Source organism: Methylobacterium ajmalii (genome assembly GCF_016613415.1).
Classification (GTDB): Bacteria; Pseudomonadota; Alphaproteobacteria; order Rhizobiales; family Beijerinckiaceae; genus Methylobacterium; species Methylobacterium ajmalii.
Genome location: NZ_JACWCT010000083.1, coordinates 1 through 4,329 on the forward strand (window position 1 = coordinate 1; position 4,329 = coordinate 4,329).

At 62.2% G+C, this 4,329-nt stretch carries 3 protein-coding genes and 1 pseudogene; 2 read left to right on the forward strand and 2 right to left on the reverse strand.

Going from position 1 to position 4,329, the window contains the following annotated elements:
• Positions 1-126 precede the first annotated feature (126 nt).
• Positions 127-771 carry an IS66 family transposase gene (locus HPY23_RS34095; RefSeq protein WP_200646729.1) on the forward strand — a complete coding sequence of 215 codons (645 nt, stop codon included), beginning with the start codon at positions 127-129 and terminating at the stop codon, positions 769-771.
• A 101-nt stretch (positions 772-872) separates the two neighbouring features.
• Here the strand turns inward: HPY23_RS34095 and HPY23_RS15750 are convergent, their stop codons facing one another.
• Entirely contained in the window at positions 873-1,361 is a 489-nt protein-coding gene (locus HPY23_RS15750) for a hypothetical protein (protein ID WP_200646728.1), read from the reverse strand.
• A gap of 154 nt (positions 1,362-1,515) precedes the next feature.
• Here HPY23_RS15750 and tnpC point away from each other — a divergent pair.
• Positions 1,516-2,798 (forward strand): annotated as a pseudogene (tnpC, locus tag HPY23_RS15755) (IS66 family transposase).
• A gap of 305 nt (positions 2,799-3,103) precedes the next feature.
• Here tnpC and HPY23_RS15760 read toward each other — a convergent pair.
• On the reverse strand, positions 3,104-3,967 hold the full coding sequence (locus HPY23_RS15760; RefSeq protein WP_139235096.1) for a hypothetical protein: 864 nt from the start codon (positions 3,965-3,967) through the stop codon (positions 3,104-3,106).
• Positions 3,968-4,329 lie beyond the last annotated feature (362 nt).

Below are 4,329 nucleotides of genomic sequence, written 5' to 3' on the forward strand. Positions count from 1 at the left end.
ACTGGCGCATGCCGCTGCGCACCGACCGGCCGACGATCGCGGGCTGAAGACGGCAGACTACCGAGGTGGCCACGTCCGTGGTCAGGGCCGGTGGCGACGGCCCCTGGCACGGGCTAAGCTGTTGGCATGGCTCTCGATCCTGCCTCGCTGCCCGACGACGTCGACGCGCTCAAGCGCCTGATCGTCGGCCTGGCGCGCGAGGCGGTCCACGCCAGCACCCTGATCGAGAAGCTGCGCGGCGAGCTCGCCCGGATGAAGCGGGCGCGGTTCGGCACCTCGTCCGAGAAGTTCGGCCCGCGCCTCGAGCAACTCGAACTGGCCATCGAGGCGCTGGAGGTCGACGAGGCCGAGCGCCTGGCCGGCACGCCGGTCGTCGCCGAGGCGCTGAAGGTCTGGACCGAGACGAGCCTGGCCCAGGTGCCGGGCCGCTCCGACCTGGCCAAGGGGTTGCGCTACATGCTGGCACGCTGGCCGGCGCTCATGCGGGCCTTCGACGACAGGCGTCTCGCCCTCGACAACAACGCGGCCGAGCGGGCGCTGCGCTGTGTGGCGGTCGGGCGCAAGAACTACCTGTTCGTGGGATCCGAGCTGGGCGCCGAGCGTGCGGCGGCGTTCTACACCCTGATCGAGACAGCGAAGATGAACGGGCTCGATCCCGAGGCCTACCTGCGCGACGTGCTCACGCGCATCGCCGATCACCCGGCCAAGCGACTGGCCGATCTGCTGCCTTGGAACTGGATGCCAACCAGTGAGGCCGAGCAGGCCGCCTGACCAGTGGCTCCGTCACCGAGCGCTTACGGTACGTCTTCTTCTCGTCGAGGATCAGGGTCGCATCCGCCATGCCGCAATATGGCGATCATGACATATGTCCGTCAAGGCATATGATTCAGGTCGGTTGGCCTGGTTTCGCGACAGCTGGGGCGAGCGGACATCTCCCACCAGTGCCAGGTCCCGTCCCCGTAGCGGCTGCGCCTGTAGAACTGCAGGCCGTCGCCGCAGGCAAACAGGCTGTCGCCGATCTCCTGGATGTCCTGCATCCGCCCGAAGTACTTGGAGTCCGGCGTATGTATGCCCGTCTCGGGTATCCGTTCGGAAATGGTCGGAAATGAAAAATAACTAACATCGTCTTCAGCCGAAATGACGCAGAATCCAGCGTACTCTGCTCCTTCGATCTGAGTGATAGTGACGCCCTGAACGCAGCTATCAAGCGCAAACGATCCCCACTTGTTGTCGTCTCGATCACGGTGATCGTATACACAAAATCGCGTGAAAGGCGAATATATATTGTTTTCCTCCGGAGCAGAAGAAATACCAAGACGTCGACCACATTTCATGCGCGTTAACAAATATTGCGTTTTCATTTTTGGATGGGCCTTATCTCTCTGCTTCTGATTTGACAATGTTTAACAACTTTATAATTACCCAGGGGGGTGTCGGGACGGCCCGGTTCAGCCGGGGCGCGCGTGTCGGGTCGCCCCCCTTGCCGGATGGCGGATTGGCTGATTCCTTGTCGGGATGAGCCGCAGTGACCTCGAGCGTCTGAGCAAGGAGGAACTGATCGAGCTGGTGCTGAAGCTGCACCGGCCGGAGAAGACGTCGCGCACCTCGTCCAAGCCGCCGGCGAGCGACCGCAAGGAGCGGCGCGAGAAGGCCCGGCCGGGCGGGGCCAAGCCCGGTCACGAGGGCCACAAGCGGGCGCTGACGGCTGATCCGGATCAGGTCGTGGAGCATCGGCCGGCCTCGTGTTCGGCCTGCGGCGAGCCGCTGCCCACCGATCTGCCGGCCGAGGTGATCAGCGTGCATGAGCGGATCGACCTGCCGCTGGTTCGCCCGACCGTCGAGCAGCACCGGCGCCTGTGCGTGACCTGCCCGGCCTGCCAGACCCGGGTCGCCGCCCCGCGGCCGGCGGGAGCTGACGCGACACCCTTCGGGCCGCGGCTGCACGCGGTGGCGACGTACCTCAAGACCTTCCAGGCACTCTCCTACGAGCGGTTGCAGGCGGCCTTGTCGGACCTGTTCGGGCTGAGGTTGAGCCAAGGCGGGCTGATGAACCTGCTGCGGCGTGCCCAAGGCTGTTGTGCCGAGGGCCGGGACGCGGCACTGGCGCGTCTGCGGCAGGCCCCTGTCGTGGCCTCAGACGAGACCGGGGTGCGCAGCGAGGGCGCCAACAGCTACCACTGGGTGTTCCGCTGCGAGGACGCGGTGGTGCATCACGCCGCCACGAGCCGGGCGGCGGCCGTGGTCGGCGAGGTGATGGCCGGGCATCGGCCGGCGGTATGGATCTCCGACCGCTACTCGGCCCGCAGGGACACGGCGAGCGACATCAGACCTGCCTGGCGCACCTCGCTCGCGACGTGGCCTACGCGGTCGAGGCGGGCGAGGACCTGATCCCCTTGCGGCTCCAGTGGTGGCTCGACAAGGCCTTCGGGTTGGCCCGCGGGCTGACCGCGTTGGCGGCCTCGACCCTAGCGCGCAAGCGGCGCGAGCTGGAGCAGGACCTCGATGCCATCCTCAAGGCCCCGGCTCGTTGCGATCTGGCCCAGGCGCTCCAGACTCGGATGCGCCGGGCGCGTGACCAACTCCTGACCTTCGTGGCCTTCCCCGGGACGGTGGACGTGACCAACAACGCCTGCGAGCGCGACCTGCGGCCGGCGGTGATCCAGCGCAAGGTGACGAATGGCTATCGGGCGATGTGGGCGGCCAAGGGCGAGGCAGACGTGCGCACCGTCGTCGCCACCGCCGCCCTCAGGACCAAGGCGACACCCTTCACCACCCTGCTCGCCACCATCACTGCCTGATCACCCCCCCGCCATCCAGGACAGGACGTGCCGACAAACGCGCCTGCCCAAAAACACCCCGTGGGTAATTACGAAACATGCGGACGCAAATCAATTCCAGATAAAATATCTTTACGATAATGGCAGATTGGGCACCCGAATCCACGGATTTCTGTTGTAAAAATATCGTTAGAATCAGTTATTTTGCCTTTTATCGAGTAATATTTATTAAGAATTTCTTCGACTTGATTCATGTTTGCGCCGAGGGCTAATGGGCCGACGCCATTTTTTGGCCTTATATCCCATTTCATCTTTTTGCTCCGTTTTTAGCGTATGTAGCCGTTTTGTTTCAGACAGGCCGTATATGCAAGCATCTGACCTATTGCCGCGCCGTAACGCCCATCTGAAAATTTATTTTTTATATCCGCAACATCAATGGCAGTGGCTCCAGAAAAATTTCCAGATCTAATAAGCGCAGATTGCAGAGCTATACATTTTATACTTTTCGAATTGTTTTGATAACTTTCCGTCAATGTATAATCAATAAGGAACATTTCAACAACAGGGCCCGCAGAGTATGGTAGATAGGATGATGATGCGCTCGGCGTATGATGTGGAGTATTTCGCAAATTATTTCGCTTGATGCTTTGTCTCTTCTTTATGCATGCATACGATCCGCCGCCATATGCACCAATTGGCGGGGGATAAGCAAGAGCTGCGCATGGGTGCGCGACACTGAGTCGAACCCATGATACAGGCTTAACTTGAGATTGCGCTAAATTTTGCGCTCGGGTGGCCTCGTAGGCTTGATCAAGCTGCTCACTTGTCGGATCAAATTGTGTGTCTAATTTTGGTCCTTCTAATATTGTCATATGAGCGTTGTGGCCGGCGGTCGCTAAAGCGCCCGCCGCTAGGCCGATTCCTCCGACACCTATAGCAGCAGCTGAAGCTGCAGCCACTGGCGGAGCTGCTTGTAAGAGCGCACCTGCCCCCGGAAGGGCTGCGCCCATTCCAGCAGCTCCCGCCGCACCACCAACCGCTGATACAGTGGCTTGCGCCACTTCTGCGCGAGGTCCCTTTTCAATACCCATCGGCGGCATAACCGCCTTGATTTGTTTTTCCTCCGGCGTGTCGTAGCGCTTCGCATCCTTGCCGTAAGTCAGCCGACCATACGTGTTCCTGTGGTTCATCCACCACTCGTCGTCATGGCGCGCCATGGGGCGCCCTTCCGCCCGCACGCTCAACGACCACGTCTTGGGCTCGCATTCCGCCCCCCCCCCCGCGTCCCCGACCTCACGCCCCCGCCAACCCCCGGCTCGTCGCCGTAGCACTGCCGGATCAGCGAGCCCCGCACGTGCGAGCGCTCGTCGGCCTGGCGCACGCTGTCGGCGGTGCTCGCCCCCTCTGGTCAGCCCCCATCGGAGTGGTCCGCGCTGAAGTATGGCTTTGAGCCGACGGAGGACGGACGCGATGGGAACGACGAAGCACAAACCGGAAGAGGTTGTGGCCAAGCTGCGGCAGGTGGACGTGCTGGTCTCGCAGGGTCAGAGCG

What these genes read in the sequence shown, in the direction of transcription:
- HPY23_RS15750 (WP_200646728.1), bottom strand. Translation starts at nt 1,361, where the DNA reads ATGAAAACGCAATATTTGTTAACGCGCATGAAATGTGGTCGACGTCTT.
- HPY23_RS15760 (WP_139235096.1), bottom strand. Translation starts at nt 3,967, where the DNA reads ATGAACCACAGGAACACGTATGGTCGGCTGACTTACGGCAAGGATGCG.
- HPY23_RS34095 (WP_200646729.1), top strand. Translation starts at nt 127, where the DNA reads ATGGCTCTCGATCCTGCCTCGCTGCCCGACGACGTCGACGCGCTCAAG.